Origin of the sequence: Burkholderia sp. BCC1972, from assembly GCF_905339605.1 — a bacterium.
In the GTDB taxonomy this organism is placed as follows: Bacteria; Pseudomonadota; Gammaproteobacteria; order Burkholderiales; family Burkholderiaceae; genus Burkholderia.
In genome coordinates this window covers 97,298-123,067 of sequence record NZ_CAJPGH010000002.1, presented here as the reverse complement: position 1 = coordinate 123,067, position 25,770 = coordinate 97,298, and the positions used below count along the sequence as shown (strand labels likewise).

Here is a 25,770-nt window from a genome sequence, read left to right as displayed (position 1 = left end):
GGATGCGCCATGCTGCATAGGCGTGCGCTCGTCCTGTCGATTCTCGTGCTCGCGTCGTGCGGGCTCGGCTACGAACTGATCAGCAGCGCGCTGTCGAGCTACCTGCTCGGCGATTCGATCCTGCAGTTCTCGTCGGTGATCGGCACCTACCTGTTCGCGATGGGGATCGGCTCGTGGCTCGCGAAGTTCGTCGAGGACGACGACGTGCTCGACCGCTTCGTCGACATCGAGCTGCTCGTCGGCCTGCTCGGCGGCGTGTCGGCCGCGCTGCTGTTCGCGGTGTTCGCATGGCTCGCGGCGCCGTTCCGCGCGGCGCTCTACGCGCTCGTGCTCGCGCTCGGCCTGCTGATCGGGATGGAGATCCCGCTCGTGATGCGCGCGTTCCAGCAACGGCGCCAGGCCTTCCGCCACACCGTCAGCGAAGTGCTGACCTTCGACTATCTCGGCTCGCTCGCCGTGTCGCTGATCTTCCCGCTCGTGCTCGCGCCGCGTCTCGGCCTGCTGCGCACGAGCTTCCTGTTCGGTCTCCTGAACGCGTTCGTCGCACTGTGGACGACGCACCTGTTCCGCGACGAGATCCGCAACGTACGCGGCAAGCTGATGCGCGCGGCGCTCGTGATCGGGCTGCTGGTCGCCGGGTTCGCGCTGGCGGACCGCATCACGCACTGGGCCGAGCACGGCGTGTATGGCGACGAGACGATCTATTCGGAAACGACGCCGTACCAGCGCATCGTGCTCACGCAGTGGCACGACGACATGCGGCTGTACCTGAACGGCAACCTGCAGTTCTCGTCGCGCGACGAGCATCGCTATCACGAGGCGCTGATCCATCCGGCGATCGGGGCGCTGCCGTGGGCGAAGCGCGTGCTCGTGCTCGGCGGCGGCGACGGCCTGGCGGTGCGCGAACTGCTCAAGCACCGCAATCTCGAACAGATCACGCTCGTGGACCTCGATCCCGCGATGACGAAGCTGTTCTCGACGTCCGTGCCGCTCGTCAAGCTGAACCAGGGGTCGCTGAAGGACCCGCGCGTGCACGTGATCAACGATGACGCCGTACGCTGGCTCGAATCGAATGCCGACGTGTACGACGCGATCGTCGTCGACTTCCCCGATCCGACCAACTTCGGGCTCGGCCGGCTGTATTCGGTGCCGGTGTTCCGGCTGCTCGCGCGCCACCTGTCGGAGAACGGTTATGTGGTGATCCAGTCGACGTCGCCGTACTTCGCGCCGCACGCGTACTGGACCATCATCGCGACGCTGCACGAAGCCGGGCTCAACACCTGGCCGTATCACTGCTACGTGCCGTCGTTCGGCGACTGGGGCTTCGTGATCGCCGGCAAGCGCCGCGACTTCACGGTGCCGACGCACTACTCGGTGCCGACGCGCTGGCTCGATGCGCAGACGGCCGCCGAGATGTTCCACTTCCCGGCCGACATGCCGGCGCTGCCGATGTCGCCGAACGAACTCAACGACCAGCCGCTCGTGCGCCGCTTCGACGACGACTGGAAACACGTGCTGCGCTGATGGACCGCCGCACGTTCCTCGTCGCGTCCGCGGCCGCGTCGCTCGCCGCATGCGGCCGCACCGGCTGGATCGAGACGACGCCGCGCGTCGGCTACCCCGGCATGCGCGAAGGCCACGCGCTGCGCGACCATGCCAGGCTGCCGCCGCCGTCGGGCACGATCGAGACGGATGTCGCGATCCTCGGCGCCGGCGCGGCCGGACTGTCGTGCGCCTGGCAGCTCGCGCGCGCAGGCCACAAGCGCTTCACCGTGCTCGCGGGCCCCGAATTCGGCGGCAATGCGGCCGGCGGGCGCTTCGGCGAGCTCGGCTATCCGAAAGGCGCGCACTACCTGCCGCTGCCTTCGCTCGAATCCGCGCATCTGCGCGACATGCTCGCCGATCTCGGCGTGATCGAATCCGCGCCGTTCTCCATGCGCCCCGTGTACGACGAGCGCGCGCTCGTGCACGCGCCCGACGAACGGCTCTTCATCGCCGGCCAGTGGCAGGACGGCATCGTGCCGACCGCCGGCCTCGGCGCCGACGAGCTCGCGCAGCAGGCGAAGTTCTTCGCGTACACGGACGGACTGCGCGCCGCGCGCGGCACCGACGGCCGCAAGGTGTTCTGCATCCCGATCGCCGAATCGTCGCGCGACCCGCAATGGCGCGCGCTCGACCGGCGCTCGTTCCGCCAGTGGCTGCTCGACGAGGGCTACACCGCGAAGGCGCTGCACTGGTACCTGAACTACTGCTGCCGCGACGACTACGGCGCGGGCTACGAGCACGTCTCCGCCTGGGCCGGCCTGCACTATTTCTCTTCGCGCGGCGGCCATGCAGGCGATGCGAGCGACGGCGCGGTGCTGACCTGGCCCGACGGGCTGCACACGATGGTGACGAAGCTGGGCGATTCGATCACCGCGCGCACCGGCTCGAACGCGTGGTCGCGGGACGGCTTCGCGGTGCGCGCGACCGAACGCGCAGGCGGCGTCGACGTGCTGTGCGCACGCATCGGCGACGACGGCACGCTGTCGACGTTCACGCTGAAGGCGCGTCGAGTCGTGAGCGCGATGCCGCTGTTCGTCGCGGCGCGCGTGTTTCCGCAGCTTGCCGCGTATGGCTTCGAACCTGCGCGCGACCTGCCGCCGCGCGCGCCGTGGCTCGTGTCCAATTTCCTGCTCGAAGGGATGCCGGCCGAAGCAGCAGGCGTGCCGCTCGCATGGGACAACGTCGTCTACGACGGCGCGGCGCTCGGCTATGTGGTGTCCACACACCAGTTGATCCGGATGTCGCCACCGACGCGCTCGGTCTTCTCCGCGTATCAGGCGTTGAGTACTCAGACGCCTGACGATACGCGCCGCTGGCTCGCGCAGGCGCAGCCCGACGCGTTGCGCGAGCAGGCGGCGATCGACCTGCAGGCCGTCTACGGGCGCGAACTGTGGAAACACGCGACGGCACTCGAGATCACCGTGCGCGGCCACGCGATGGCGACGCCCGACGTCGGCTTCCTGAGCCGGCCCGGCCTGCTCGCGCTACGTGATGCCGACGGCCCCGTCGTGTTCGCGCACGCCGACCTGTCCGGGCTGTCGCTGTTCGAGGAAGCGTCGTACTGGGGCACGCTCGCGGCCCGGCGCGTGCTCGCCTGACGGCCGACGTTCGTCATTGCGGCGCCGCCACCCGCTATAATCGCGCGACATTCCGACTGCATCGAGCAGGCCGACGGCGCCGCACCGTGCGACGCGCCGCATGCCCTCCGCGACAACAACAATGACGAACCGTACCCTTCGACGCCTTCACCCGCTCGTGCGCGCCGCCGCGCGCGTGCTCGCATGCGCCCCGCTGCTCGGCGCGCCGCCGGCGCTGCATGCGGCCGACACGGCCAGCACCGCCGCCTCCGGCATTGAGCCGGCCGCCGGCCGTTACATCGTCGTCGACACCGGCCATACGCCGGCGCACCCCGGTTCCACCGGTGCGAGCGGCCGCGTCGAATACCTGTACAACCTCGACCTGTCCGGCGCGGTCGCCGAAAAGCTCGCCTCGCACGGCGACCGCGTGCTGCGCACGTCGGCCGACGGCCGCGAGATCAAGCTCGATCAACGCTCGACGCAGGCGCCCGACGCAAACCTGTTCGTGTCGATCCATCACGACTCGATGCAGCAGCAGTTCATCGACGCGGGCCGGCAACGCGAATTCCGCGGCTTTTCGGTGTTCGTGTCGGAGCGCAATCCGCACTATGCGGAAAGCCTGCGCTGCGCGAAGGCCATCGCCGAGCGGCTGGTCGCGGCTGGCGAACGGCCGTCGCTGTATCACGCGCAGCCGATCCGCGGCGAGAACCGCCCGCTGATCGACCCGCAACTCGGCATCCACCGCTTCGACGATCTCGTCGTGCTGCGCACCGCGCCGATTCCGGCCGTGCTCGTCGAAGCCGGCGTGATCGTCAATCCGGACGAAGAAGCACGACTCGCGCGGCGCGAGACGATCCAGCGCCTGTCCACCGCGATAGCGGGCGGGATCGACGCATGCACGACGCCGCAATGAATGACGATATCGCCCGTCGGTCTCAACGGTTTTCACCCAGTCAGGAGCATCACAATGAAAAAGAAGAATCTGTTCGCATCCTGCGCGCTGCTCGCGCTCACCGTTCCGTTCGCCGCTCACGCGGCCGGCTGCGGGAAGCCGCGCAGCGCGTTCGACCAGGTGTACTGCACCAGTACGCAGTTCTCGCAATCCGACCGCGATCTGAATGACGAATACGGCCGCCTGCGCAAGCAGCTGAGCGGCGACCAGCAGGCGACGCTGAAGGCCGGCCAGCTCGCGTGGCTGAAGCAACGCGACGCGCAGTGCAGCGAGACGCGCGGCAGCAGCTATCTCGTGGATATCCAGTGCGCGAACGACATGACGCAGTCGCGGCTGTCGTTCCTGCGCGAGCGTGAGCGCGAATGCTCGAGCACCGGGTGCGTGACGTCGAAGCTCGGCGAGTAAGGTCGTCGCACATGCCGTGCCGCGATGCGCTTCGCGGCATGGCACGCTCGAAAGGAACGACGATGCGGCATGAATTCTCCGAAGTCCTCAACGACCTGATCGACTGTTTCCTCGTCGGCGATCTTCTGCTGCTGAAGCGCTACAAGGAAACCCATCGGCTGTCGGACAACGTCGCGTCCGAGTTCACGACCGGCGACAGCGGCGACCATGCCGTGGTCGAAGGTATCGTCATTCCGCTGGCCGGCATCGAGAATCATCCGTACACGATCATCTTCACGCTGGATAACGACACACCCGAATTGCTGAAGGCCGGCAGCCGCCTGCAGCATCGCCGCGGCGGATACGTACTGCGCGTCGAGCATCGTTCGGTGATGCTTTACACGTGGCGCATTCTCGAACGCCTCACCGACGACACGGTGAACGCATTGCTCACGCGTTATCGCGAACCCGGCGGGCCCGTGATCGAACTCGACAACGGCTGGTACGACGTCGAAATCCTCGGCGGCGAAGCACCGCGCAACGGCTGGTTCGAGCCCGCGTTCGAGTTCGTGCTGAAGAAAACCGAGATGCCCGCCGACGCATCGCAACTGGATCTCGGCTACAGTTTCGCAATCGCCGCCAGTCTGGATCCGGCGGATTGAAACCCGCGCGCTGCAACGCGGCGCATGGCAACCGGTCAGGCGAGGCACGCATGGCACCGAACACCACGACGATCGACATCCGCGCCGCCACCTCCGCCGACGCACCGGCCATCGCCGATATTCACGTTGCGTCGTGGCAAGCCACCTACACGGACATCATGCCGGCCGCGTTCCTCGCCGGCCTGTCGGTCGAAAAGCGCACGGCCGCGTGGCGTTACGCGCTCGACGCCGGACGGCCGCGCGTCGCGCTCGCGATGACGAACGACCTGCCTGCCGGCTGGATCGCCTACGGTCCGACGCGCGACACCGACAAGGATCGCGCATGGGGAGAAATCGAAGCGATCTATCTGCATCCTTCGCATTGCGGCCGGGGCATCGGCGCGGCGCTGGTCGATCACGCATGCCGGTCGTTGCATGATGCCGGCCATGCATGGGTATCGCTCTGGGTCCTGATCAAGAATCGACGCGCCAGGGCGTTCTACGAACGAGAAGGCTTCGTCGCCGAGGACGACATCAAGACGTTCGAAATCGACGGGACGCCGATCGAAGAAGTGCGCTACTGGCGCGCACTTCCCTGATCGGCTTCATCGACCGGCGCGGCCATCAAAGGAACCACCGATACTCCCGCGCGCCGATCTCGTTGCGGAAATCCAGTTCCTCCTGCCGCTTGTTCTCGCAATACACCATCACGAACTCGCTGCCGAGCCCTTCGCGCACGGCCGGATGATCCTGCATCGCGGCAACCGACGACAGCATTTCCTTCGGGAAGTCGATGCCGCTGCCGCGATCCTCGTTGAGCGGCGCAATCGGCTCGCGCTTCGCATCGAGCCCGTGCTCCATCCCCGACAGGATCGCCGCGAGCACCAGATACGGATTCGCATCCGCGCTCGCGAGCCGGTGCTCGATGCGCAGGTTGCGTGCATCCGACTCCGGAATCCGGATGCACGCGTCGCGATCCTCGAAGCCCCAGCTCGCACGGCTTGCCGCGTTCACCATCGACCCATAGCGCCGGAACGCGTTGTGATTCGGCGCGAACACCGGCATGCAGTGCGGCAGCAGCGCAAGGCAGCCGGCCACCGCGTGCCGCAATGGACGCTGCCCGTCCGCCGCGAGCAGGTTGCGGCCCGCGTCGTCGTACAGGCTCACGTGCACGTGCATCCCGCTGCCCGGCGCATGCAGGTACGGCTTGCCCATGAAACTCGCGCGATAGCCGTGCCGCAACGCGACGCCGCGCGTGCTGCGGCAGAACATCGCCGACCAGTCGGCCGCGCGCAGCGCATCGTCGGTGTGGCCGAAATTGATCTCGAACTGGCCGGGCCCGAGCTCGGCGGTGATCACCGTCGCGTCCACCCCCTGCTCGCACGCGACGTCGACCATCTCGTGCAGCACGTCGGAGAAGCGCGACAGCCGCTCGATATGCATGTTCGGCTGATCGTCGCGATCGTCGCTCAAACGGTCGCGCGGATACTGCGGCATCCCTTCCGCGAGCTGCGCGTCGAACAGGTAGAACTCGAGCTCGAACGCGACGACCGGCCGGATGCCGCGCCGTGCGAACCGCTTCAGCACGCGTGCGAGCACCTCGCGCGGCTCGAACTCGACCGGCGAATCGGTGCCGTCGGTCGTGATCAGCATCTGGCCGAGCGGCTGCTTCTCCCAGGTCACCGGCTTCAGCGTGCCGGGGATCAGCCGACGCACGGCGTCCGGGTCGCCGTCGTTGAAACAGTAATCGCCGATCTTGTAGAGCCCGCCCTGCGTGCCGAGCAGGATACAGTTCTGCGGCAGTTTCAGCAGCGAACCGGCCGCGACCTTTTCCAGCGCATCGATCGGATAGCGCTTGCCGTAGAAGTGTCCGGGCAGGTCGAGGCAGATCAGGTCGACATATCGAATTTCAGGGTGCGCCTGCCGGAATGCGCGGACTTCATCGACCAGCGCGGGAACGACGTCAGCCATGTCTCATCCTTTCCATGTCTTGGTATGGCGGTGCCGCGACGCGGCGAACCGGATTCATGCGGCACACGTGACCCTGTGAGCCGCATTTCAATCAGTACTGCAAACAGGCTGCGTGGCGCGACCGCTTGCAACACTGCGCGCCCCGCGGACAACTCAGGTGAATACCCAGATCACGCGCGTCGGCGCTTCGGTCAGGTTGGCGTAACGGAAGCGCTTGTGCGCGGGAAGCTGGAATGCATCGTTCGGCCCGAGCGTGACGGGCGTGTCGTCACCGTCGACCCAGATCGTCAGTTCGCCTTCGAGCACGAAGCCGCCCTGCTCGTCGCTGTCGTCGACCGGCCGCTCGCCGCTGCTCGCGCCCGGCGCGAGATGGCTTTCGAGGATCGAGAAGCGCGAACGCATGTTCGGCGACACGAGCATGTCGGTAATGCCGGCCGCGTAATACACGGTGCGCCGCTCGTCGGGCCGCGTGACCCACGGCACGCTGCGCGGCTTGCTCAGGCTGTAGAAATACGTGGTCGGCACGCCGAGCGCCTCGCCGATCGCGGTGAGATCCGCGACCGTCGGGCGCGACAGCCCGCGCTCGACCTGCGACAGAAAGCCGACCGAGCGGCCGATCCGTTCGGCCAGATCGTTGAGCGTGACCTTGCGATGCTTGCGCAGGTCGCGGATCAGGATCGCCAGACTTTCTATCTCTTCCTGTTCGTTCATGACGGGTTCCGGTGGATCAGACGGTATCGCGCAGACGGTACCAGGCCTTGCCGATCGCTTCCAGCGGCGCGGCGAGCCGGTCGCCGCCAGGGAAGCGCGGATTGCGGATGCGCTGGTACTGCGCGAGCAGGCGTTCGTCGCCGAGCACGGCGTCGGCCACCGCGCGCGCGCCGGCGAGCGTCGGGAGCACGCCGTGCCCCGAGAAGCCCTGCAGCCAGAAGCGCTGCCCGTGGCGGCCGATATCCGGCGTGCGCCGCATGCTGATGTCGATATGGCCGCCCCACGCGTAGTCGAGCGGCACGCCGGCCAGCTGCGGGAACACGCGTTCGAGATGCGGTCGCGTCGCCGCCGCGATATCGGCGGGAATGCCGCCGAGGTACGTGCAGCCGCCGCCGAACAGCAGCCGGTTGTCGGGGCTCAGGCGGAAGTAGTCGGGCACGAACTGGTTGTCGATCACGCAACTGTTCTGCGGCAGCAGCGCCCGCGCGACGTCCGGCGCAAGCGGTGCGGTCGCGACCTGGTACGTGCCGACCGGCAGCAGCCGGCGCGCGAGATCGCGATCGAGCCGGTCGACGTATGCGTTGCACGCCAGCACGAGCACGTCCGCACGCACTTCGCCGTGCGCCGTACGCGCGACGTGGCCGCCGGCCGTCTCGCGGCAGTCGAGCACGCGGCTCTGTTCGTAGATGCGGCCGCCCGCGCGCTCGATCGTCTGCGCAAGGCCGAGCGCGAGCTTCAGCGGATTCAGGTGGCCGGCCTCCGGATCGTGGAGCGCCGCGAGATAGCGCGTGCCGCCGATCCATTCGGGCATCTCGTCGCGGCCGATCACGCGCAGCCGGTCGTAGCCCCAGCGCTCGGCCGCCTCGTCGCGGGCCTGTTCGAGCATCGCGACGCGGCGTGGTCGCACGGCCGCCCACAGGCTGCCGGGCCGGTAGTCGATGTCGAAGCCGTGCCGCACCGGCAGTTCGCGCACTTCGGCCGCCGCCCAGCGCATGCTGTCCCACAGCAGGCGCGCGCCGTCGCGGCCGAGCGAATCCTCGAGCGGCTGCATGTCGCACGACCAGCCGAGCAGCGCCTGGCCGCCGTTGCGGCCCGACGCGGCCCACGCGACACGGCTTGCCTCGAGCACGACCACGCGCTTGCCTGCGAGCGCCAGGCGCAACGCCGTATGCAGCCCGCTGAAGCCCGCGCCGACGACGAGCACGTCGGCGTCGATGCGTTCGTCCAGCTCCGGACGAAGCGGGATCGGCGCCGGGTAGGTGCCCGCGTAGTAGCTTGCGACGTGTCGGTCGGACTGCACGAACATGCGGACTCCGTGAAATTTACGCCGAGAAATTTCATGAAAAATTAGCACGACAATTTCACACGAGCAAGCGCGTCGAAAAGCGCCTGGTGCGCCCGACGGACTAAAGTTGCGCGCTTTTCGGTCGACTTCAGCGCTGCCTGACACTATGCAGAAATGGTGCAACTTGCTTTTTCTCTCCCTTCGCAGTTGCAGGGGAACCAGCTCCCAAGGCATGCGTAGTCGATGGAAATAGTGGCGCCAAGAGCGAGTGCGTTCGATGCCCCGACGATACGTGCCGAGTCCGCTGCCGTGCCCGATGCGACGCTTTGCGATCACGAGCCTGATGCCGCGTTCGCGCAGCACGCGTCGGTGTCGCTTGGAGTCGTAGCCACGACCGGCGTAGATCACAAGCGGTTCGCTCATGGATGGCCGCGCAAGCCGCGAATCGGTGGAATCGCGTCGATCAAAGGCAGCACTTGCGCGACGTCATTGACATGCGCGCCGGCCAGGACCGCGGCAAGCGGCGCGCCGTTGGCATCGGTAACGATGTGGCGCTTGGAATCGGGTCACGCGCGATCGGTAAGGTTCGGTCCAGTTTTTGGCCCACCCGATCGGCGCGAATCGATGATGAATCGACGACACTGTGTGACGGTTACAGCTTTGTCCAGATCCGACAACGACCAGGCCGACGCGGTTTCACGGATCCACTATTTACGCGGAAACAGGCAGAGAATATTTTTTCGATTAAATGTCCTACGCAGCGTCATCGAAAAACTGCGTAGATTGATTGATTTCGAACGACTTCCGATCTTTACCACGAATCCATAGCGGCTCACGCCCCCTACCGCTCCAGGTCTGGCCGGTTACTGGATTGTAGTACTTGGCGTTATGTTTTCTCCGTTTTGAAAACACGTCGTCCGGCTTGAACCCGAATTCCTCCACACACTCACGAATCTCCTGAAGAACACGCCCAGAGATCTTCAGGCGTTCCTGCTCAAGCATTTTTTTCACGGATTCAGAATGCTTCAAGTAACCCCGATAGGTCTTCATCGAATTAGTCTCAAGACGGACTCGCTTCGGCATTCAACTTGAGCTCGATCGATATCCGGAAATTTCAAAGAAAAATATACTTAACCGAACTTTGCAGGGCAAAAACTCTTTCGACGATGAGGAACAAATACTGCCCCTCTTAGGCAAAACATCCTTGTCAGCTTGACCATATGTGCATTACTGATGTTTTATGTCACACATGTGGCGCGATACCGATTCCAAACCAAGTCGATTATCCATTCCGACCGAATTGTACTCAGCGAACATTGTGAGGACATTGCCGATTCCGGCATTCACGGAAAATTGACTGCCCGGATCGGCAGAGGACATCGCGCGAACGGCGACATGTAGGAGACGTTGCCGCCCACGTTGGCGGTCGAATTCGCGCCGCCGGTGGCATGGCCCATGTTCACACCGTAGCTGAACGCGTTGTCAACGCCTGGCGAGCCCATTGCCGACTGCTGGACCACGGACGTGCCGCCGGTATCGTGCTGCAGACTCGTCGACGAATACACCACGCGCGAACCGAAGTTCAACGGGATCGACAGGTTCAGCATGAAGCGGTTGTCCCAATCAGGTACGCAATAAATGGGATCCGATCACTTGATGAATGCGTCCCGCCAATGACGTAACGTTCGCACAATGTCTGCGCAGTAAAGTGCAAGGAATCGGATCGCAACTGCGTTTTTTTCATCAAACGCCTTTCCCGAAGAAATTGTCTGACTAGTCTCGGTAACTGCGAAATTAATCACTTGCGTCACTCGTCGCGGGCCCTTGTTCAATGAGCGCATCCACTACGACTTTTCTCGCGCATACCTTGGCGATACGTTTCGAATGGATTTCGCCGAAATGCCTGCCCAGATTTCCCACGAGGCTCGAAATGAAATTGAAGCAGTTCCGCCGATGTACAGCGGCAATCGCGCTACCGATATCGTGATCACCTCCGCCGCCGTCGCGGAGCGCAAGACAACCAACACCATGATCGGCGTGGGTATCGGTACCTTTGCGAGCGCACTGCTGTCGCACGGCAATCCGTAAGCCGCGGGCGGCTTCATCCGCAACGTGGCGACGCACGATCGTCGTCACGACAACCGCAGCTATCAGAACACCCACGGGCAACACGCCACCGATCGTCAATGGAATGACGCGCGCCGTTGGTGACGCTCGTGCCGTCCCACTCACCAGCCCGACCGGAAGCGGTTGGCCTAACATCAAGGAGCATGATTTTGGACTTTCTCTCTGTCGTCGCCGCCGTTGTCGTGGGCGTGTTGGGCGTCACCGTGGCTCATGCAGCCGCATCGGGCAACGACACCGACCAGGTCGCCGTGCGCCAGACCTATATCGCCAACAGCTTCACCTTGATCGATAGGAACCACAACGGCGTGATTGATCGCAACGAATGGAACACCTTCCTGACTCAGTATCTTGAAAAGCAGCGGATCGCGTTCGACGTATCGTTCGACGCGGCCGACACGAACCACGACGGCAAGCTCAGCCGCGCGGAAGTACAAGCGGCCAACCCGCTGCTGGCAAAGTACTTCGACCAGATCGACACACAACACCACGACTATCTGACCAAAGAGGATATTCACACCGCGATGCGCGAGAAGATGGCAAGCTCCTTGACCAGTAAACGTGAGGCCAAGCGCGATCACGCTATATACTGAAAATGCGATCCGACGCGATCGAATCGGCATCGGCGCACTCGAGCTCCACATCGCCTTCCGTGACTGACTTCAACGTGTCGATGACCTATGCGCATCCTGTTGATCGAAGATGAACTCGAACTGGCTTCGGCCATCGAGAGCGCGCTGGAAAAGCGGAACATCGTCGCCGATTGCGTGCCGAGTTTAAGCGAGGCGCGTTTTGCCATCCGCGAATCCCAGTATAAGGTCGTGCTGCTCGATCGCGGCTTGCCCGATGGCGACGGCGTGTCCATCATTTCCGACCTCCGCGCCGCTGCGCCCGGCATTCCCGTCATCATGCTGACTGCAGCCGGCTCGGTTGACGCGCGCATCGAAGGGCTGGAAGCAGGCGCGGACGACTATCTCGCCAAACCCTTCTCGATGGACGAACTCGTGGCGCGTATCCGCGCGCTCGCCCGGCGCTCACCCAGTCTGCAAACGCATATCGTCGCGGTTGGTGCGCTCGAGATCGATCTCGTGTCGCTTGTCGCCACCATCCATGGCGTACCGTTCGAACTGCCGCGCCGCGAATTGCTTGCCCTCCAGGCGCTGGTCGAAAGCACGGGGAAAACCGTACGACGTGATCAACTCCTCGCACACGTCTATGGCTTCGATGAAGACATCCAGTCGAACGCGCTGGATGCTCACATTTCGCGGCTGCGCAGCAAGCTCGCATCGCGTGATGCCGGCGTCGAGATTCGCCCTATCCGCGGCATCGGCTATCTGCTTTCCACTACCCAATGAATTCTTTCAAAACCCTGTCCATCACCCAACGAATATCCATTACGCTGATCGGCACCCTCATCATCGTCGCCATCGCATCAGGTATCTGGTCCGGGTTCTACTTCCTGCGGGGGGAAGTCTCCGGCTACGTAATGGACGATCGCATCGACGGCACGATCCTCAACGCTGTCACGCGCGCCCCCGACGGGCATCTCGTGTTGCAAGGATCGCCGCAACTCAGTTCGCTCGAACGCGAATCGCCTGCGCTCTGGTTCGTCGTCCGGGACCGAAACGGCGATGAGATCCGCTTCGGCCGCATCTCACCGGCTTGCGCATCAGTGGTCGCAGCGTTGCCGCGCCTGTTCAGCGGCAGCGCGACGGATCTCAACGAGCAGTTCAATCTTTCCTGCAAGATCAAATCGATTCGCACGCATCTCGGCGAGATTCAGATCGCCTACGGCGGTGGCCCGATGTTACCGGCATGGAAGGCGATCGCAATCATGGTCATCAACTACCTTGAAGTGCCGTTCTTTCTGCCTCTGCTGGTCGTCAACATTGTGGCCATCCCGCTCGTCGTGGCAACGGCGCTGCGAAGGGTCATGGACGTCGCCCGACTCGCGCGCTTCGTGAACATCGATAGTCCTGGCCTGCGTCTGCCCATGGAGAGACTGCCACTTGAAATCGTGCCGCTCGTCAGCGCATTCAATGCCGCGCTCGAACGTCTCGATTCGGGACGAGCGCAGCAGGATCGCTTCATCGCCAACGCCGCCCACGAGTTGCGCACGCCGATCGCGATCATTCGCGCGCGCCTGGACGCGCTGGAGAGTGGGCCGCTGAAAGTCAAGCTCGAGCAAGATGTCGCCCGCCTCGTCGAGCTGACCGACGAGTTGCTTGACCTCCAGACACTCAAGAATGCCACGCCGCGCATGGAATTGCTGAACCTCGTCGCCCTGATGCGCGACACGCTGGCCGAGCTCGCACCGGTCGTGCTAACTGCCGGGCACGATGTCGAACTCGTCAGCGAAGGCGAGCGGCTCGATGTGTTTGGAGACCCGACCTCGCTCAGGCGCATCATCGTCAACGTCGTTCAAAACGCCATCCGACATGGCGGCGATTCGGTCACGCTCACCGTCACCCTCCGTACCGACGCGACTCAGGTCTATATGGAATTCGTCGACACTGGCCCAGGCATTCCACCCGCTTGGCGTGACCAGATATTCGAATCCTTTTCGCGTTATACGCGCCAGAGCCCAGGCGCCGGTCTCGGACTGAGCATCGTCCGCGAAATTGCACAATTACATCACGGGAACGCCAGCTACTTCGAACCACCGACACGCGGCACCGGCATTCGTATCAGTCTGCCGCATGCAGCAGCCGGATCAGATCCGGGCGTTTGATCCCATCATCGCGCCCTCGCAAGAAGGTCTCACAGACGTCATCGGACGGGGCAACCGAATAGTCGGACGCTCAAGAGACCGTCGGAATACTCAATCCATCAACGCATTCAGTATCACGCCTCTCAAACAGGTTACAGATGGGGGGCGTCAACGATGACACGAGCAAATTTCAACAAAGGGAAATCATTCATGACTGCGCTTCGTCGCGCCGCATTGGCACTTTTCACGATAGTCCTGGCATTGCCGTTTGCTGGGTGCATCGACAGCACCATTGTTCCGTCGCCAACCTGGGAAGCGGGAAAACCGTCGGCTGTTCAACGAAGCACGCGCTTCGGCGCCGTCAATGGACTCGATCACAGCGCCATCACGGGCGTGTACGCGTGGCTTGGTGTTCCGTATGCGCAGCCGCCGGTCGGCACACTACGCTGGATGCCGCCCGTCGACCCTGCACCGTGGGCCGGTGTGCGCGCCGCCCAACAGTTCGGACACTCGTGCGCGCAAGGCGGTGGATACTATGGTCCCGCGCCGAATGACGCACCCTTTGGCCTCGCGGTACGAGACGGTTTCGGCAAACCGGTTGGCAACGAAGACTGCCTGACGCTGAACATATGGCGTCCGGCGGCGGCACACGACCCACTTCCGGTTATCTTTTTCATACATGGCGGCAGCAATGTCTCGGGATATTCTGCCGATCCCATCTACGACGGACAGGCACTTGCGAAGAAGGCCAATGCCGTGGTCGTCACGATTAACTACCGCCTGGGTATCTTCGGCTGGCTGGACTTGCCACAACTCAAGACCGGCAACGCACTCGCGGATTCCGGCAATTTCGCGCTGCTCGATCAGCAGCAGGCGCTGAAGTTCGTGAAGAATAACATCGCAGCGTTCGGCGGCGATCCGGGCAACGTCACGGTGATGGGGCAATCCGCAGGTGCGGTCAATGTGTGGGCCCTCCTTGTTTCACCACTGTCAGCCGGACTGTTCCAGAAGGCCGTACTGTTGAGCGGCGGCATTTTGAACGCTTCCCGGACGAAGGCACAGACCTACTCGCAGGCGTTGCTAACGGCGATCGTCATTGCCGACGGCAAGGCAAAGGACGCGACGTCCGCGCGGATCTGGCTCGCGTCGCGGCCAAACGCGCAGGTCGCCGAGTACCTTCGCGGCATCTCGGCCGACAAGTTGCTCACGGTGACGATTGCGAACCCACAACTGGGCGGTGCGCCCGCGCCAATCGAAGACGGAGATGTCCTGCCGGTGAATTCGTTCGCAGCGCTCAAGGCGGGGCGATACCGGAAGGTGCCCATCCTCGCCGGCAATACGAAGGACGAAGGCACGTCGTTCGCCAACCTGTTCGGTGCGATCTCGCGTACCGGCATTTCGGGCTTCAAACCAAACGACTACGATCGATTCGGCATGCAGTTCAATTTCGATCCGAATGCGCAGGGCACCCTAGCCGAGTCGGATTTGATCAGCGCGCCGTATCTGCCGGCGGCGACATCGCCGTCCGGATGGAATGCTTTGGTCGAGGTCGTCACGAAGACGACGTTCCTTGCCGCAGCGACGCCACCACTCGATTCGCTGGCCTCGCAGCAACCGGACAAGGTCTGGTACTACCGCTTCGACTGGAATCAAGAGCCGGCACCGTTCAACACGGTGTACGGCGCAACACATTCGCTGGATCTGCCCTTTATATTTGGCAACTTCGGCAAAAGCGTGTTCTCCTTCGCGTACAGCGACGCGAACAAAACGGGGCGTCAGGCATTATCGGACACGATGATCGCCAGCCTAGCGGCGTTTGCAAGAAGCGGCAACCCGAACACGCCTGCGCTCGGTGCTGACTGGGCGAATTATCCACACAAGATGGTGCTGGATGCGTCACCGATGCAACTACGCATCAAGGCAGAGTAATCCGGCGCATCCCCGCGTATTGTCCCGTCCACCGATAGCTAGCGTGCATGTGATCCATCGACCCGGTGGATCCGATCCGCTACCTGAATACCGAGGCCCACTTGTTTCAGCACCGCCCCAATCCCCTTGCTTGAAATGCGCGGCTGCTTCGTGTCGCCCCCTCTTGGTTCAGGCGCCAAAATCGGTAAAAAGCACCCGTATCGTCAATGCCGTAATGTCCACACAATTTCGGTTCCGTATAGTACGGATATCTTACGTTGACTCGATAGCAACGCGAAAGCACTCGCCGTTCGTGTCTTGACCGTTCCCCCATCTGAGTCAAGACACTTTGCGTGGCGCCTTTGAGCGCCACGCGCTTTTCGTCAGCATACCTGCCCCGATTTGGCTAGGTGCTTTTGCACGGCGGGTTGACCTGCCTTTCTTTCTCGAGAGCCAGAGTTCTCTTGCTCGAACCCGTTGGCGTACGTTATTGGTCGTCGTGTCGTCCGATTCAGAAAGGAGTACTGATATATCAATCTCATTCGATCGAATCCAGATCGCGACGTTGCTTGCCTGAAAACTATCCACGCCGTTCATCGACGCAAAACGACTCGACTATTGACCTTTTATTATGAGCAAGTACGCACCTACCATTCAGCTCGATGGTGAAAAAATCGTCACCGTCATGGAACCCGGGGTCAGATATTCGGCGACGGCCCTAAGCGCCGCCACCCGGATTTCCATCTCGCGCGTGACTCCGGCCCTCGCTTATTTAATCGACGTGCACCGCGTCGTTTGCCACGTCACCCGTCAGCGCCATCAGTACGTCCTCCGTGAAGCCGACGGCACACACAAGGAATCTAAGCTCGTGTGTGCATCAAGACCCCATCTGACCGGATACGATCAGCAGATGCGCCGGTTCGTGGACTTATGCATGCTGGCGCGGCCGCCTGTTGCAATAGCCTCACCCCACGACGCGACGGAAGCACCATCTGTTTCACCAAACCCGTCGGAAACCTGCTGATGCCTTGGTCTCGCTTCGCCTTCGTGGCAACCGTCAAGGAGGATGACGTCGATTCGCCTCGCCGGCACCATGCTGCGCCCGAGCGCTGCACACCGTGCACCATGCCAAGCAATTGCATGGCGCGGGGACGCCGACAAAATCGCGAGCATATCGGTGCAGTCCGAAACGCACGTGGAATCGTAGAGGCTGGCTGGTTCAGGTCAATATGGCTATGTCATCGGCATTCCCGGCATCACGAAACACCTTTTACGCGGTAGAGACATTATGGCTATCACCAAAATCGATCCGAACAGTGCCTTGATCGCTGTAGATTTGCAGAAAGGCATTCTCGCCATGGCGGCCCCGGCTGACGTGGAGCGGATTATCGCCAACACCACCGAGTTGGCCAACACGTTCCACGAACTTGGCCTGCCCGTCGTCTGGGTACGCGCACTCGGACTCCCGAACGGTCGAGTCGAGTCCAGCCCACCCGTCGGGGAGCCACGACCTGACTTCGCTGAGCTGCACGACGATCTTCCCTTCAAGGAAGGAGACCTGGACATTGCAAAGCGGGCGACCAATGCGTTCTTGTCCCAGGACCTTCATGCGCTACTCCAGGCGCGCGGCATCACCAACGTGATTGTGATCGGGATTGCTTTGGGGATCGGTGTGGAGTCGACCGTGCGGGCAGGTTTCGATTCCGGCTACTCGATGACCGTTGCGTCCGACGCCACCACGGATCCTATGCCGGGTCGCGCGGAGGCCGTGTTGAAATTCACTCTGCCGATGTTCAGCGAATCAGGTACCACCGCAGAGATTCTCAAGGCACTGCGCAATGCCCACGCCTGACTGTGCCGCGACTTTGCCGGCACAGGGCAAGGCGCCGCTCTCGATCGGTTTCGTCACCGCCCTCTAACAGAATAAATGGTTGATGCATCCACCGCAGCGGGGCGTTTCATTTCATCGTTGAGACTACCCGCCAAATGACATCACGCGACATCCGGATGACTACGAGAAAAGATTCCTCGGCCGGACGGCTACAGGAAACGTGTCGGGCCACATTTCCTGCTCGAGATTACTGGCAGCATTGAATACTCTATAAATTGCAGCCTACGTGCATCACTCATTTTCACTTCGCCATCTACGAAACTCTACGCGTGACGATCTCCCATCAACGCGAACCTAGAACCTATAGGCAACAATCGCAACGACGTTCGCCGACACGCGCTGCATGACAATCGGGCTGTCACCGATGTCGCCGACAAAGCGCGTCAACTGCCCGGCTGTTGACAACGACCAATGTCGATTGAACATATGTGTCCACGTCAATCCAAAATCCACGGCATTGATTCCGCCGCCAGGAATGTACTGCCGGAATCCGGACGCTACACTTTGTGGCTGACTCACGCCCCACATCGTGCGGTTATAGCTCCCCGAGCCAATATGAGCGACAACTTTCGTCGCCAGTACGTCCGTTGGCGTAATTATCAACGGCACTTGGAGCGCAGTACGCCACGAGTCGCCGATCCTGCGGTTGCTGACGGGAATATCTCCGGAAACACTGACGAATCCTGCGCCCATGAACTTATAGCCGGCCGTCACGGTCGCGACAACCGCATTGGGTACATTCCCCATCCCCCGCAACACATCCGAGCCGCTTGCAAATGATTCATTGGTATCCTTACGACCAAATGAATAATTTATCGAACCATCGATGTAGAAATTATGCGGCAGGTCAAACTGGTAACCTACGCCACGCGTCGTATCGAGGTAGATACCCACCGGCGTCTTCAAGTTCAGATACGGTATCGGTACAGCGCGGTACTGGTCACTACCAAGGTATCGGGGCGCTATACCGACGCCGACGCCGATCGTGGCTTCGTATCCAGCCGCCAACGCCGTGGACGAGATAGCAATGCTTATAGGAACCGAAATGAGGCTTGATATAAGACGTAACTTCATTTGGAATCTCGAAAGATAAAACATCGACTCTGAGCAGACGGTCAAAAAAAGCGCCCAGAAGAAAATTGGCCTTTCCGGAATCACAGGCGGCATTCAATCCTGACTCGGATTGTATGAAGCAAACATTGTGAGAGCGTTACCGATTCCTCGCGGTGCTTGTCGAAGTACACGACGCTCGCCATCCAAGAACCCGTTGCGCCGGGATCGATCTCGACTCCGTCGCGTGCATACATGACTGCTTTGCAGTGCTACGGGATGTGGTCGGCGAACTTCCACACGCGACGTGAGCAAGTAGCACTCGCAAGCGCGCGATCAACATCGGAGCAAAGCATGTTGACGCAGCTTAGTAGACGGTGCCTGTCCTAATGGCAAGCATGGGGCGGTATCGAGGCGCTGGCTGTAATCCGCCAGTCCCGGAAGAATTCCCTGAATGGAGAAAAGGGTTGCGATCGAAACGTTGGCCAATCTGACGGAGCGTGTCGCCTTTGCGCTACCGCCCACACATCAGTGCCTTTCGAGGCTCGATGCAGTGGATCCTGAGACGCCGTCTCATTTGCAACACTTCCGCAGCTTACGCAGCGTCACTGGGATTCACTTCGAAAATGCCCCGGGATCGTCCGTCAATCTGCGTTGCTCCATGTGCTGCATCCAGTCGATGTCGGCCTGTACGGAGCGAGATGGCTCAGCCACGTGAAATCGGGATGTCGCGTTGCCCAACTTCGCCACAATCACCTCACCTGCCAGCATCGCTGGTACCTCTTCAACGCGAGCGGCGTGCTCGCGCTCCGGCTCGATGTTATTCGGACTGAATCTCGAACGCCGAAGCGCACGACTTGATTCCCTGTGGATGCTAAGGTGAGCGCTGACACGCGGCCGGACTCTATCCGAGAAGCCAGCCGTTGATCGCCGGGAATCCTCTCCGTACTTTGCACGGACGCTTTGCTCCTCGGCACTCTGTTGTAATTTTTGATTCGAGACAACCTGTTTGGCAGTAACCGGCAATTCTGTTGCTCCGGTCAGGATGTTCTCAGGTTCGCGGCCGACAGGGCGAAGCGACATCAGCCACGTCAAAACCGCGAGCGCACCAGCAGCAATACCTACGCTTAAGCGCGTCGGACTCGACCTGCGACGCGATGCGGGGCCGCAGGCGCTGGACGTGACGATCGCGCCGGCCGGGCCAGAGCTCAGTCGAGGGGCTTGCAAGGAAAAACGCGGAACCTTCGGAAAGTATCGCGGCTGCCAATGACTCGCCCAGATCACAAAGTGCGCCCGTTGCACAATCGCGCGAATGCAGTTCGGAGCTTCTCCTCCCGCCATCGATAGAACAGGATGCAGCGCCCAGTCACGATTACTCAGTGACGTCAGTGCAGAGAAGGACGGGATGCTCAATGCTCCCCCAATGCCGACAAATCCGTCGATAGCTGCCATGACTTAACCTTGAATGAACGAAACGGACCACGACGTCACTATCGCAGTCCACGCGTAGATGCTGTTCAACTTCTGCACCCGTACGCTACCCAAAAGACAAATGGCCTGGACCGATGGTCGATCTTGCTGCGCCCGCCCTGCCAACCTGGTTGCAACTTCACAGCTGCGCATTCGGCCGTTGAATTGCAGTTATGAGAATTCCACCGCTCGCGATGCGATTGGCTTTGACGATCTCGATGATCGCCCTGCGCCATAGTGCTCGATGCCGCGATCGATACGCCCCCTGTACTTCAAGACCCGGAGCATCGCATTGCGGACAAGCTGCCTTGACCACTCGACTCCGGCGTTTCGGTGCCTGCCGGAATGCGCATGGTGATTAATCGCCATTGAAGTGTCCGACATCTTCGGGTGGATGGTTACTGCCTTTATCCGATGGCGGCCGACTATTCGTCACATCGGCAAGCACCTCCCGAAGACGCCGGAACGTTTGGACTCTGCATTCCTGATGCGCGGCCTGGCCGCGACCAGCCAGCCGCGATCTGTTCAATTGAAAAACGCTTGCGCTTCGCGGCAAACCTCCTGCTGGTTCAGGATCAAGTTTGCCGCACGCTCGCGCACAGATCGGTCCGGAATGCCTAAAGCGGATCAAAGAGCCTCGACAGAACTCATTACCACTGGTACGACATACCGGCACCCCACACTCGGTTACTGCCGCTGTAGCTCATGCCGACCCTCACTTTGAGGTTCTGCGTGACCCGTGCGGTCGCGCCAAGCGCACTTGCCTGGTAGCCCTTGTAGTTTGCAGTGCCCACGCCGACCGCCAGAGTCTTACCCTCATCTACGTCCGGAATCATCGTCAAGGCGGTCGCCGCCGCAATGCCCGAGTACGCGTCGTGCGCAACTGAGTCAATCTGCCCTTGCATGCCTGACATCCGGTTTTGGATGCCTGAGACGGTACTGTTCAACTGCCCGACGTTGACCGCATCCGTGTCGTTCACGCCGGCCGCGACGTTTGTTACCCGGCGCTCATGCCCGGCCGAGCCGACGGATACCGTGTTAGGTTCATTTGCAACGGAACCGGCGCCCAGTGCAACCGAATTCGGCCCCGATGCCGCCGCGCCCCGACCCAACGCGACACTGTTGGGGCCAGAGGCAATCGAATTGCCACCCAACGCCGTGCTGCCCTCATCGGTCGCAGCAGCGCTCTCGCCGAATGCTGCACTGCTGACGCCCAGCGCCTTCGAGCCTGCACCGGTGGTCGTGCTGTTCAGGCCCGATGCCACCGAGTTATTGCCTGTTGCCGTCGTACCGTTAGCCGTCGCCACTGCATTCTGCCCCGTTGACGTTGCACCTGTACCCGAGGCCTTCGAGCCTGCACCGTTGGCCGTGCTGTTCTCGCCCGACGCTGCTGCGTTGCTACCGCTCGCAGTCGTGTTGCTGTTCGATGCGCTCGAACCCGCACCGGTTGCAGTACTATTTCCGCCCGATGTAGTACCTGGCGCGGCGGAACTCTTCCCCTCCGCCACAGACGTGCTCAGCGACGACACCTGCGATGACAGCTGACCGTACTGCGCGGCGAAACCCTGCTGCAGCGAGTAGAGTTGCGAGCCATTCACTGCGTCCGTGCTCGTGGCGGCGATCGAACCAGATGCCACGTTGGTCAGCAGAACCTGCGTGGTCGCGCCCACGCCACCTAACGTCACCTGCGCCTTCGATGCCGAATCGTAAGTCACAGTGTGGTTCAGGATGCCCGAGACGGTGCCGTTCAACTGCCCGACGTTGACCGCATCCGTGTCGTTCACGCCAGACGCGACGTTTGTTACCCGGCGCTCATGGCCAGCCGAGCCGACGGATACCGTGTTAGGTTCATTTGCAACCGAACCAGCGCCCAGTGCAACCGAGTTCGGTCCCGATGCCGCCGCGCCTCGCCCCAACGCGACACTGTTCGGGCCAGAAGCGGTCGAATTGCCACCCAACGCCGTACTACCCTCACCGGTCGCAAGGGCGCTCTCCCCGAATGCCGCACTGCTGACGCCTAGCGCCTTCGAGCCCGCTCCGTTGGCCGTGCTGTTCACGCCCGACGCTTCCGCATTGTTACCCGTTGCCGTCGTGCCGTCTGCCGTCGCCGCGGCATTCTGGCCCGTCGACGTGGCGCCGGTGCCCGAAGCCTTCGAGCCCGCACCGCTGGCCGTGCTGTTCACGCCCGACGCTGCTGCGTTGTTACCCGTTGCCGTCGTACCATCTGCCGTCGCCGCAGCGTTCTGGCCCGTCGACGTGGCGCCGGTGCCCGAAGCCTTCGAGCCCGCACCGCTGGCCGTGCTGTTCGCGCCCGACGCTTCCGCGTTGTTACCCGTTGCCGTCGTGCCGTCTGCCGTCGCCGCGGCATTCTGGCCCGTCGACGTTGCACCAACGCCCGACGCCTTCGAGCCCGCACCGCTGGCCGTGCTGTTCACGCCCGACGCTGCTGCGTTGCTACCACTCGCTGTCGCGTTGTTACCCGATGCGCTCGAACCCGCGCCGGTTGCTGTACTACTCCCGCCCGATGCTGTCCCTGGTGCGGCGGAGTTCCTCACGTCCGCAACAGACGTGCTCAGTGACGACACCTCCGACGACAACTGACCGTACTTTGCGGCGAAACCCTGTTGCATCGAGTAGAGTTGCGAGCCATTCACTGCGTCCGTGCTCGTGGCGGCAATCGAACCAGATGCCACGTTCGTCAGCAGAACCGGCGTCGTGGCACCCACGCCACCTAGCGTAATCTGCGTTTTCGACGCGGAATCGTAAGACACGGTATTGCCAATCGACGATTTCAGATCCGCATTGACTGTGCTGAGGCTACTGGACAGCGACGCGATTCCATTCGTCGTACTAAGCAGTGAGGTCGAAAGCGATCCTACACTCCTATCGGCTGTGAACAGCCCGGTCGACAAGGACGTGAGGCCATTCGACGTGGCCGTCGACAAAGACGTCAGTTGGCTAACGTTGACCGCGTCCGTCTCGGCTACTCCCGCGTCAACACCCGACAGCTTTCGCGCACCCTGGCCACCCGTAAAATCCACCGTCTTGCCCGGCGACCCGGCGCCAACGCTAATGGTGCCGGTCGATGCATCTTGCGTCACCACGCCAATACCCTTCGACGCAACTGTCGTCGACAACGACGACAACTGGGACATGTTGACCGCATCGGACGGCTTGATACCAGCAGCCAGGCCACTGATCAAAACACCGTCGGCCGTGTTCGACATTGTCAAAATATTGCCGGTTGCACCTGTCCGAAAATAAATAGCCCCTTCCTTTCCGTCGAGGACAATCTGAGTATCGTCCGCCGTTAGTCCAACCCAAGAAGACGGACTACCCTGTTTCAACAAAGTCCCTGCGTCCAAACCATTGATCCAGCCGGCAGACTCACAACCGTTGCCGATATTCAGCAACGTTGACGTCAATCCCTGGCTATTATTAACATTAATACCAAGGGGACCCGGGCCAACGTAATGAGCGCAGACCGAGGCATTATTTGCTGCCATAGCCTCGCTCGCAAACGGTCCAACTGTCCCCATCGCTGCAAGCGATAGAGCCCCCAGAAGTGGCAACTTAAGGGGTTTTCTTTGGTTGACATCAACCTTTGTGCTACTCGATGTTCCGCCAATACGTCCGACGGCCTGCTCCGATACGGCAACCCACGTACCCGTCGTTTCACGCCATACTGTTTTGTAAATCGTGTTCAAGTCTCACCTCGCGAAATAAATATTTAAATCTCAGCAATAATGAAATACAATTTTCGTTTTTTTGACTTCCAAAAAATCGCCTTGACACGACACATATCAATCACGCCCGATTGATTTTTATGATCTGCGCCAACCAACACCGCCAAGTCAGATTCGTGAAATTTCCGCCAGACTCATCAAAAACTCGTCTTTCCATGCGGCGCTTCGATGCATGGAAATTTCTGAAACCGGCTTGTCGGAAATTTTTACTCGATAATTGTTATGCGTACCACTTCTATGCTTTAACAAACTAAAAATTCGAAGCGCACGCCACTCACGACACAGAAACTCTCATTGGAATTTGCGTAGTAATGAGCTCTTGTGACGTGAAAAATTTGCAAACAACAACAAACACGCGACATAGGTTGCGCATCGCAGCAGGTGACGTTCTTGACGGCGTCACTTCGCGGCATCGCCCGAAGCCGGAGAAAGCGTCTCAATCAGCGCCGCCACACCCCCAAGTGAGCGATAGCGTGAACCATGAACAACGGAGAGAGAGCCTTACTGCTGCTCCAAGATGAGTTCAACACGCCGGTTTTTGGTGCGCCCCTCCTCTGTCGCATTGGATGCAACAGGATTCGATTCCCCGAATCCGGTCACAACGAGACGCTCCGCAAGTAATCCACGCTCGCGCAGGTACTTCGCAACGGCACGCGCTCTGCGAGTTGAAAGCGCGTTGTTGTAGCGATCGGACCCAATTCCATCTGTATAACCCGACACCTGTACGACACGGAATCGCTTGCCTTCGGCTGAACTGATTACAGCATCCAGTTCACGCCGACCGGCGGGTTTCAAGTCGGACCGATCAAAATCGAACAGAGCGTCGCCGTGCAACAAGACCTTCGCGGGCAATTGGGCGGCCGGCGAGACCACGACCGGCTCAGGTCTGGCCGGCATGTCGCAACGGAATACCAGCCGAGTCCTCGACCGGCCGTGAAGCCCACCGGCCTCGAGCACGTACACCGACGGCGAGCCGGGTTCACTTTCGCAAAATTCCCGCGCTTTCTTCAAACACGATCCAGTCTCTTCAAAGAGCCCGGCGCATACGACTTCGAACGTTTTCGGTGGAATCTGGCCATTTTCCAACGGCCGCACATCTGCGGTCGGTCCGGAATAGGCCGTGCAGCCCGCGAGCGCACACAACACAACCATGATTAAATTATTCATTTCCCAGGTCCGGTCCATTTATTTGTTATCGTCACTTTCAAACTCAATGATCTCGCCCGCCGCACAACGAGACCTCAAATGCGTCACGTCAATTGTCAGCTCGTTACGACTCAGTGCACATAAATGTGATGGCACCTCGCTCCTTCACGCCCAGCACTTTAACGTCCTTCCCCTCGCACACCTTCGCCGCACGATGCGAGCATGCCTTCCACCCCCCAAGCAAGCCCGAGCAGGTGATCCGATAGTGCTGAAGACCGCTATCGTCCTTGGTTGAATAGAAGTCGGTGAACGGAGTAACAGAAGAACCACACCCGGAGAGAATCACCACAAGCACTAATGGAATATATTTCATAAAACGCTGCGGCGTTGATGTATAGTCATTTGGATATATATAATCCAAAAACAAAAGCCTTCGGTCGCTCAAAAGACACAACATGCGCCAAAGCAGACCTCAACAAATAAGAACCAGAACGAATCGAGGCAGCGCTCGCGACACCCCAAAACAGCATTGCACTCACTTTCGTATTCTATGGAGCAAACATTGTGCGAACATTACCTATTCCTCGCACCTTTATGGTATTTAAACAACAGGCACGCGACTCCAAACCCAGCACTCTGCATTGCAACGCTCATGAAAT

General features: G+C 61.2%; 22 protein-coding genes and 2 pseudogenes. 13 read left to right on the top strand and 11 right to left on the bottom strand.

Annotation, left to right across the window (positions count from 1 at the left end; all coding sequences use genetic code 11):
- Positions 1–9 precede the first annotated feature (9 nt).
- The 6 genes from U5798_RS04055 to U5798_RS04030 all read left to right on the top strand — a co-directional run bounded on the left by U5798_RS04055 (position 10) and on the right by U5798_RS04030 (position 5,698).
- Positions 10–1,524, top strand: coding sequence for a polyamine aminopropyltransferase (locus U5798_RS04055; RefSeq protein WP_322081278.1), 1,515 nt, complete (start codon positions 10–12; stop codon positions 1,522–1,524).
- Positions 1,524–3,143 carry an FAD-dependent oxidoreductase gene (locus U5798_RS04050; protein ID WP_322081277.1) on the top strand — a complete coding sequence of 540 codons (1,620 nt, stop codon included), beginning with the start codon at positions 1,524–1,526 and terminating at the stop codon, positions 3,141–3,143. The genes U5798_RS04055 and U5798_RS04050 overlap by 1 nt, the downstream gene beginning before the upstream one ends.
- 121 nt (positions 3,144–3,264) lie before the next feature.
- Complete coding sequence (locus tag U5798_RS04045; protein ID WP_124449583.1) at positions 3,265–4,035, top strand: N-acetylmuramoyl-L-alanine amidase family protein; 771 nt, start codon at positions 3,265–3,267, stop codon at positions 4,033–4,035.
- Between the two features lie 54 nt (positions 4,036–4,089).
- Positions 4,090–4,479, top strand: a complete 390-nt coding sequence (locus tag U5798_RS04040) for a lysozyme inhibitor LprI family protein (protein WP_124449581.1) — start codon at positions 4,090–4,092, stop codon at positions 4,477–4,479.
- Positions 4,480–4,541: 62 nt separating this feature from the next.
- On the top strand, positions 4,542–5,120 hold the full coding sequence (locus tag U5798_RS04035; protein ID WP_322081276.1) for a hypothetical protein: 579 nt from the start codon (positions 4,542–4,544) through the stop codon (positions 5,118–5,120).
- Positions 5,121–5,170: 50 nt separating this feature from the next.
- The gene (locus tag U5798_RS04030; protein ID WP_124449577.1) at positions 5,171–5,698 is read left to right on the top strand and encodes a GNAT family N-acetyltransferase; all 528 of its coding nucleotides are present in this window, start codon (positions 5,171–5,173) and stop codon (positions 5,696–5,698) included.
- Between the two features lie 25 nt (positions 5,699–5,723).
- Here U5798_RS04030 and U5798_RS04025 read toward each other — a convergent pair whose 3' ends face one another.
- The 6 genes and pseudogenes from U5798_RS04025 to U5798_RS04000 all read right to left on the bottom strand — a co-directional run bounded on the left by U5798_RS04025 (position 5,724) and on the right by U5798_RS04000 (position 10,673).
- Entirely contained in the window at positions 5,724–7,070 is a 1,347-nt protein-coding gene (locus tag U5798_RS04025; RefSeq protein WP_322081275.1) for a glutamine synthetase family protein, read from the bottom strand.
- A 153-nt stretch (positions 7,071–7,223) separates the two neighbouring features.
- Positions 7,224–7,781 carry an XRE family transcriptional regulator gene (locus U5798_RS04020; protein WP_322081274.1) on the bottom strand — a complete coding sequence of 186 codons (558 nt, stop codon included), beginning with the start codon at positions 7,779–7,781 and terminating at the stop codon, positions 7,224–7,226.
- Positions 7,782–7,797: 16 nt separating this feature from the next.
- A complete protein-coding gene (locus U5798_RS04015; RefSeq protein ID WP_322081273.1) occupies positions 7,798–9,087 on the bottom strand; it encodes an FAD-binding oxidoreductase in 1,290 nt (429 codons plus the stop codon).
- A gap of 192 nt (positions 9,088–9,279) precedes the next feature.
- Positions 9,280–9,715, bottom strand: a pseudogene (locus U5798_RS04010) (transposase); the annotation flags it as partial.
- A 104-nt stretch (positions 9,716–9,819) separates the two neighbouring features.
- Entirely contained in the window at positions 9,820–10,116 is a 297-nt protein-coding gene (locus U5798_RS04005) for an H-NS histone family protein (RefSeq protein ID WP_322081272.1), read from the bottom strand.
- A gap of 293 nt (positions 10,117–10,409) precedes the next feature.
- Positions 10,410–10,673, bottom strand: coding sequence for a fimbria/pilus outer membrane usher protein (locus tag U5798_RS04000; protein ID WP_322081271.1), 264 nt, complete (start codon positions 10,671–10,673; stop codon positions 10,410–10,412).
- 277 nt (positions 10,674–10,950) lie between these two features.
- Here U5798_RS04000 and U5798_RS03995 point away from each other — a divergent pair, with 277 nt between their 5' ends.
- The 7 genes from U5798_RS03995 to U5798_RS03965 all read left to right on the top strand — a co-directional run bounded on the left by U5798_RS03995 (position 10,951) and on the right by U5798_RS03965 (position 17,660).
- Positions 10,951–11,154, top strand: a complete 204-nt coding sequence (locus U5798_RS03995; protein ID WP_322081270.1) for a hypothetical protein — start codon at positions 10,951–10,953, stop codon at positions 11,152–11,154.
- 182 nt (positions 11,155–11,336) lie between these two features.
- A complete protein-coding gene (locus tag U5798_RS03990; RefSeq protein ID WP_322081269.1) occupies positions 11,337–11,783 on the top strand; it encodes an EF-hand domain-containing protein in 447 nt (148 codons plus the stop codon).
- Positions 11,784–11,870: 87 nt separating this feature from the next.
- On the top strand, positions 11,871–12,545 hold the full coding sequence (locus U5798_RS03985) for a response regulator transcription factor (protein WP_322081268.1): 675 nt from the start codon (positions 11,871–11,873) through the stop codon (positions 12,543–12,545).
- Positions 12,542–13,921: a HAMP domain-containing sensor histidine kinase gene (locus U5798_RS03980; RefSeq protein ID WP_322081267.1), complete on the top strand. Its 1,380-nt coding sequence runs from the start codon at positions 12,542–12,544 to the stop codon at positions 13,919–13,921. The genes U5798_RS03985 and U5798_RS03980 overlap by 4 nt, the downstream gene beginning before the upstream one ends.
- A 153-nt stretch (positions 13,922–14,074) precedes the next feature.
- A complete protein-coding gene (locus U5798_RS03975; protein ID WP_322081266.1) occupies positions 14,075–15,829 on the top strand; it encodes a carboxylesterase/lipase family protein in 1,755 nt (584 codons plus the stop codon).
- 610 nt (positions 15,830–16,439) lie between these two features.
- On the top strand, positions 16,440–16,832 hold the full coding sequence (locus tag U5798_RS03970; RefSeq protein ID WP_322081265.1) for a hypothetical protein: 393 nt from the start codon (positions 16,440–16,442) through the stop codon (positions 16,830–16,832).
- Between the two features lie 264 nt (positions 16,833–17,096).
- Positions 17,097–17,660, top strand: coding sequence for a cysteine hydrolase (locus U5798_RS03965; RefSeq protein ID WP_322081264.1), 564 nt, complete (start codon positions 17,097–17,099; stop codon positions 17,658–17,660).
- Between the two features lie 333 nt (positions 17,661–17,993).
- On the opposite strand, the gene U5798_RS03960 is transcribed toward U5798_RS03965, so the two are convergent.
- From U5798_RS03960 to U5798_RS03945, 5 genes and pseudogenes are all read right to left on the bottom strand, one after another.
- Positions 17,994–18,773 (bottom strand): MipA/OmpV family protein, encoded by a 780-nt coding sequence (locus U5798_RS03960; protein ID WP_322081263.1) that lies wholly within the window; start codon positions 18,771–18,773, stop codon positions 17,994–17,996.
- Positions 18,774–18,943: 170 nt separating this feature from the next.
- Positions 18,944–19,068: pseudogene (locus U5798_RS37120) on the bottom strand (IS66 family transposase); the annotation flags it as partial.
- A gap of 296 nt (positions 19,069–19,364) precedes the next feature.
- On the bottom strand, positions 19,365–20,201 hold the full coding sequence (locus U5798_RS03955) for a hypothetical protein (RefSeq protein ID WP_322081262.1): 837 nt from the start codon (positions 20,199–20,201) through the stop codon (positions 19,365–19,367).
- 668 nt (positions 20,202–20,869) lie between these two features.
- The gene (locus tag U5798_RS03950) at positions 20,870–23,926 is read right to left on the bottom strand and encodes a YadA-like family protein (protein WP_322081261.1); all 3,057 of its coding nucleotides are present in this window, start codon (positions 23,924–23,926) and stop codon (positions 20,870–20,872) included.
- 540 nt (positions 23,927–24,466) lie between these two features.
- Positions 24,467–25,150 carry an OmpA family protein gene (locus U5798_RS03945; protein ID WP_322081260.1) on the bottom strand — a complete coding sequence of 228 codons (684 nt, stop codon included), beginning with the start codon at positions 25,148–25,150 and terminating at the stop codon, positions 24,467–24,469.
- Between the last annotated feature and the right edge of the window lie 620 nt (positions 25,151–25,770).

What these genes read in the sequence shown, in the direction of transcription:
- U5798_RS04055 (WP_322081278.1), top strand. Translation starts at nt 10, where the DNA reads ATGCTGCATAGGCGTGCGCTCGTCCTGTCGATTCTCGTGCTCGCGTCG.
- U5798_RS04050 (WP_322081277.1), top strand. Translation starts at nt 1,524, where the DNA reads ATGGACCGCCGCACGTTCCTCGTCGCGTCCGCGGCCGCGTCGCTCGCC.
- U5798_RS04045 (WP_124449583.1), top strand. Translation starts at nt 3,265, where the DNA reads ATGACGAACCGTACCCTTCGACGCCTTCACCCGCTCGTGCGCGCCGCC.
- U5798_RS04040 (WP_124449581.1), top strand. Translation starts at nt 4,090, where the DNA reads ATGAAAAAGAAGAATCTGTTCGCATCCTGCGCGCTGCTCGCGCTCACC.
- U5798_RS04035 (WP_322081276.1), top strand. Translation starts at nt 4,542, where the DNA reads ATGCGGCATGAATTCTCCGAAGTCCTCAACGACCTGATCGACTGTTTC.
- U5798_RS04030 (WP_124449577.1), top strand. Translation starts at nt 5,171, where the DNA reads ATGGCACCGAACACCACGACGATCGACATCCGCGCCGCCACCTCCGCC.
- U5798_RS04025 (WP_322081275.1), bottom strand. Translation starts at nt 7,070, where the DNA reads ATGGCTGACGTCGTTCCCGCGCTGGTCGATGAAGTCCGCGCATTCCGG.
- U5798_RS04020 (WP_322081274.1), bottom strand. Translation starts at nt 7,781, where the DNA reads ATGAACGAACAGGAAGAGATAGAAAGTCTGGCGATCCTGATCCGCGAC.
- U5798_RS04015 (WP_322081273.1), bottom strand. Translation starts at nt 9,087, where the DNA reads ATGTTCGTGCAGTCCGACCGACACGTCGCAAGCTACTACGCGGGCACC.
- U5798_RS04005 (WP_322081272.1), bottom strand. Translation starts at nt 10,116, where the DNA reads ATGAAGACCTATCGGGGTTACTTGAAGCATTCTGAATCCGTGAAAAAA.
- U5798_RS04000 (WP_322081271.1), bottom strand. Translation starts at nt 10,673, where the DNA reads ATGCTGAACCTGTCGATCCCGTTGAACTTCGGTTCGCGCGTGGTGTAT.
- U5798_RS03995 (WP_322081270.1), top strand. Translation starts at nt 10,951, where the DNA reads ATGGATTTCGCCGAAATGCCTGCCCAGATTTCCCACGAGGCTCGAAAT.
- U5798_RS03990 (WP_322081269.1), top strand. Translation starts at nt 11,337, where the DNA reads ATGATTTTGGACTTTCTCTCTGTCGTCGCCGCCGTTGTCGTGGGCGTG.
- U5798_RS03985 (WP_322081268.1), top strand. Translation starts at nt 11,871, where the DNA reads ATGCGCATCCTGTTGATCGAAGATGAACTCGAACTGGCTTCGGCCATC.
- U5798_RS03980 (WP_322081267.1), top strand. Translation starts at nt 12,542, where the DNA reads ATGAATTCTTTCAAAACCCTGTCCATCACCCAACGAATATCCATTACG.
- U5798_RS03975 (WP_322081266.1), top strand. Translation starts at nt 14,075, where the DNA reads ATGACACGAGCAAATTTCAACAAAGGGAAATCATTCATGACTGCGCTT.
- U5798_RS03970 (WP_322081265.1), top strand. Translation starts at nt 16,440, where the DNA reads ATGAGCAAGTACGCACCTACCATTCAGCTCGATGGTGAAAAAATCGTC.
- U5798_RS03965 (WP_322081264.1), top strand. Translation starts at nt 17,097, where the DNA reads ATGGCTATCACCAAAATCGATCCGAACAGTGCCTTGATCGCTGTAGAT.
- U5798_RS03960 (WP_322081263.1), bottom strand. Translation starts at nt 18,773, where the DNA reads ATGAAGTTACGTCTTATATCAAGCCTCATTTCGGTTCCTATAAGCATT.
- U5798_RS03955 (WP_322081262.1), bottom strand. Translation starts at nt 20,201, where the DNA reads ATGGCAGCTATCGACGGATTTGTCGGCATTGGGGGAGCATTGAGCATC.
- U5798_RS03945 (WP_322081260.1), bottom strand. Translation starts at nt 25,150, where the DNA reads ATGGACCGGACCTGGGAAATGAATAATTTAATCATGGTTGTGTTGTGT.